Here is a 3,439-nt window from a genome sequence, read left to right as displayed (position 1 = left end):
TGCCTGATAAGCATTTTCGCAGACAATATCACTCAGATCAAAACGGGATGGTTTCGTACGGTTTTGCTGCTGCGCTGTGGGATGTCCGAATACAAGCATACAGGCCGGATAGACATATTCCGGGAGTGCCAGCAGTGTCCGGATTTCTTCGACATTCTCCATAATGTCGCCGATATAGCAGGAGCCGATGCCGAGACTTTCAGCTGCAACAACTGCATTCTGCGCAGCGATCATGGCATCTTCCACAGCAAGGAGCAGATCACCGGCACCGGGACAGCGCGGTGAGATCCCGGCCTCCTTATAGAAAGCATCCCATTTCTGACAGTCGGCACAGAAAATCAGTACCATCTGCCCTGCGGCAATGAAAGCCTGATGATCGCAAAGGTCAGCTAAACGATCTTTTTTGGTCTGATCAGTGATATCCAGAATGGTGTAGAGCAGCTGGCATCCGGCGGAGGGCGCCTGGATGGCGGATGTCAGGATCAGTTTTTTATCTTCATCTGTGATAGGGTCATCTGTGAAAACCCGGACGGATTTCCTTTGATAAAGCGCATTAATGATTTCATTCATATTTCCAAAAACCTCTTCTATGATAAATATAGTTATAATAAGTCTGAGCCCGAAGGATCCGATAAGCATCAATTGGACTCTAAAATCTATTATCGCACATCTATTGTTGAATCTACAACAGTTATTTGTAACTTCTCCATAGAAAAGAAGAATAAGACTAGTATTTAGAAAAATATCTAAATAGCTATTGACAGGGAAGGGCGACGGATATATACTGTATTTAGAAATATTTCTAAATAGCTTTAAATGATAAAAAGGATGGTGGTTATGGGATTTGCTGAGACATTCAAGGCATTGTCTGATTCTGTGCGAAGGGATATCCTGATGCTGCTTCGGGAAGGACGGATGTCTGCCGGAGAGATCGGTTCGCATTTTGATATGACGGGAGCGACGATTTCCTATCATTTGAATATTTTGAAGAAAGCCGGGCTTATTTTTGAGACGAAGGAGAAGAATTATATTTATTACACGCTGAATACTTCTGTCGTAGAGGAAGTAATGCTGTGGCTTTCGGAATTGAAGGGAGGTTCTTCTGATGATCAAGGAGAATAAGCGTATTTTAATGATTACAAGTCTGATTATTTTACTGCCTGTACTGGTGGGACTGCTTCTGTGGCATCAGTTGCCGGAACAGATACCGGTGCATTTTAATAGTGAAGGCGTAGCTGATTCTTACCAGAGCAAATTGTGGGGCGTGACATTTATTTATCTTGTTATATTCGCCTGCCATTGGTTCGCTGCCATTATTACAAGCGTTGATCCACGACGGAGAAATATCAGCAGTAAGATTTATCGACTGGTGCTTTGGATTTGCCCTGTTATTTCTGTTTTTGTGGGGGTTACGATTTATGGTACGGCTCTGAACTGGCCATGGGTGAATATCAATTTTATGGCCAATCTGCTGCTCGGTGTGATATTCATTGTCATCGGCAACTATCTGCCGAAATGCCGCCAGAATTATACAATTGGTATCAAGCTGCCATGGACACTGAGTGATACGGAGAACTGGGATAGAACGCACCGGTTTGCAGGAAAGATTTGGATGCTGTGCGGTGTTTTGGAGATCATAGTTGGATTTTTGCCGATTGCTCAGTTTGAAATTGTAACGATAGCTCTGATCCTTCTGGCAACGATTCCAGTTGCGGTATATTCGTATCTGCTTTACAGGAAAAAGATGGGATAGAGAATCAGGTGATTGAAATAAGCATATAATAATGGTATAATTAGGCCATAAAAGGAGGCTTTATTATGCCAAAGATTATTCCTATTAAAGAGTTGAAAAAGACTTCAGAGATTTCGGAAATGTGTCACGAAGCCGATGGACCTATTTATATCACGAAAAACGGATATGGTGACATGGTGATTATGAGTATGGAAAACTATGAAGCGGTGATGCGCCAGTTAGCCATCTATCGTGATATAGAAATATCTGAAAAGCAGATTGAAAATGGACAGACAAAAGATGCACGGTCAGCGTTGAAGGAGATGAGAGCTAAGTATGGCTTATAAATTGATAATCTCCGAGCATGTGGATAAATTACTTGATTAGCTTATTTTTCATCTGATTTATCGTTTTAAAAATGGATAAATAATTACAATATGAATCATTGAAAATGAAACAGGGACTGCCGGATGGCAGTCCCTGTTTCATTATTCAAGATATACTGGGCAGAGAATTAATAGATATCATTGACATCATCATTTTTCAATAGATTCCAGAATTCTATGGGATCATATATAGGAATTTCTGCTTTTGTATAATCTTTTTTATTTCGTGTAATAATGCAGTCCATTTTAGAGCGAATAGCTGTTTCGGTCATAACGGCATCCTCAAAATCAGAGATGTCAGAGGAAAGAGCATGAAAAATATCTTCTGATGATGTGTCAAGTATGCTTATGAGGCTTAAAAGTTGATTAAGCAGATGTCGACTTTCCTGGTCGCTGTGAGTAAAGCGATGCATAAGATAATAAATATCGGTTGTTTCTTTTGCGGTGATGTAACCAGCTAATTGCTCTGTTGCAATAGTACGGAATAGTTTCCAGGCGGCATTCGCAAAAGGTTCTCTCTTTTGTAAAAAGTCAATAACAACACAGGTATCTATTAATACTTTCATACTTTACTCAATTGCTCCTTTCGTGCTTCTTCAAATGTAATCGTATCTGGGATAGAACCAAAAAGAGCATCTACCGTATCTAATTTGTTTTGATAGGGAGATGTGAGTTTGGCAATTGTTTTACCGTTTTTGGTAATAAAAATATCTTCAGTGGCGGCAAGAATTAAATACTTTCCAAGGTTATTTTTTAATTCGGTAGCAGTAATAGCCATGATACCCCTCCTTTGATTGATATATATTATTATAACAAAAACGAACGAAAATATCAATTAAATCGTACGAAATTTAAGCATCCGATCTGGAATACGCATTTTTCATCTCATTGCTGAGTTCGTAGAGTACCTTACCTAATGTATCAGAAGTTGCTGCTTTCAGCATATCAGCGACAGCCAGATTGGCTTCATGTTTTAAAGCAAGATGTTTATCCGCATCTGCCTCGTTTTGGATCATATCGTCATAACGGTTAATGATTTCGTGTCCTTTGGACAGGACATGTTCCTGATAACGCTCAATATGTAAGACAGATTTCTTATAGGAAGCGTCGGCCATAGCAGCGATCATTCGGCTGGACCAGTAGAAGTTGTCTGTGGAGACGTCGCCGGTTGTGTTGGAGAGATAATCCGGTGTTGTCTCGATATCTGCGTAAAATGGCACCATGACGTTGAAAGCGTTGGATGCAAATGCAAGCCACTGGATGGCCTTGATATCATCCGGACGATTATCATTAATCTGAATCAGAGACATAAAGTCATTGC

7 protein-coding genes are annotated in these 3,439 nt (G+C 40.4%); 3 read left to right on the top strand and 4 right to left on the bottom strand.

Annotated features, from left to right (window positions below):
• The coding region (locus WMO25_RS16360) for a nitroreductase family protein (RefSeq protein ID WP_349086225.1) at positions 1–570 on the bottom strand (570 nt) is incomplete at its 3' end.
• Between the two features lie 267 nt (positions 571–837).
• On the opposite strand from WMO25_RS16360, the gene WMO25_RS16355 reads away from it, so the two are divergent.
• From WMO25_RS16355 to WMO25_RS16345, 3 genes are all read left to right on the top strand, one after another.
• Positions 838–1,122: an autorepressor SdpR family transcription factor gene (locus WMO25_RS16355; RefSeq protein ID WP_147322537.1), complete on the top strand. Its 285-nt coding sequence runs from the start codon at positions 838–840 to the stop codon at positions 1,120–1,122.
• Positions 1,106–1,753: an SdpI family protein gene (locus WMO25_RS16350; RefSeq protein ID WP_253059243.1), complete on the top strand. Its 648-nt coding sequence runs from the start codon at positions 1,106–1,108 to the stop codon at positions 1,751–1,753. The genes WMO25_RS16355 and WMO25_RS16350 overlap by 17 nt, the downstream gene beginning before the upstream one ends.
• Before the next feature lie 65 nt (positions 1,754–1,818).
• A complete protein-coding gene (locus tag WMO25_RS16345) occupies positions 1,819–2,079 on the top strand; it encodes a type II toxin-antitoxin system prevent-host-death family antitoxin (protein WP_349086223.1) in 261 nt (86 codons plus the stop codon).
• Positions 2,080–2,246: 167 nt separating this feature from the next.
• On the opposite strand, the gene WMO25_RS16340 is transcribed toward WMO25_RS16345, so the two are convergent.
• The 3 genes from WMO25_RS16340 to WMO25_RS16330 form a co-directional block, all read right to left on the bottom strand.
• Positions 2,247–2,684, bottom strand: a complete 438-nt coding sequence (locus WMO25_RS16340) for a PIN domain-containing protein (protein WP_349086222.1) — start codon at positions 2,682–2,684, stop codon at positions 2,247–2,249.
• Positions 2,681–2,896 carry a type II toxin-antitoxin system Phd/YefM family antitoxin gene (locus tag WMO25_RS16335; RefSeq protein WP_015515178.1) on the bottom strand — a complete coding sequence of 72 codons (216 nt, stop codon included), beginning with the start codon at positions 2,894–2,896 and terminating at the stop codon, positions 2,681–2,683. The genes WMO25_RS16340 and WMO25_RS16335 overlap by 4 nt, the downstream gene beginning before the upstream one ends.
• Before the next feature lie 73 nt (positions 2,897–2,969).
• Positions 2,970–3,439: C69 family dipeptidase (locus WMO25_RS16330; protein ID WP_349086221.1), on the bottom strand; the 470-nt coding region annotated here is incomplete at its 5' end.

It is taken from the genome of Coprococcus intestinihominis (genome assembly GCF_040096555.1).
Taxonomy (GTDB): Bacteria; Bacillota; Clostridia; order Lachnospirales; family Lachnospiraceae; genus Coprococcus_A; species Coprococcus_A intestinihominis.
Note: the sequence above shows the minus strand (reverse complement) of the source record. Positions and strands in the feature narration are given on the sequence as shown.

Coding starts and splice junctions, on each gene's coding strand:
- WMO25_RS16340 (WP_349086222.1), bottom strand. CDS start 2,684: ATGAAAGTATTAATAGATACCTGTGTTGTTATTGACTTTTTACAAAAG.
- WMO25_RS16350 (WP_253059243.1), top strand. CDS start 1,106: ATGATCAAGGAGAATAAGCGTATTTTAATGATTACAAGTCTGATTATT.
- WMO25_RS16355 (WP_147322537.1), top strand. CDS start 838: ATGGGATTTGCTGAGACATTCAAGGCATTGTCTGATTCTGTGCGAAGG.
- WMO25_RS16345 (WP_349086223.1), top strand. CDS start 1,819: ATGCCAAAGATTATTCCTATTAAAGAGTTGAAAAAGACTTCAGAGATT.
- WMO25_RS16335 (WP_015515178.1), bottom strand. CDS start 2,896: ATGGCTATTACTGCTACCGAATTAAAAAATAACCTTGGAAAGTATTTA.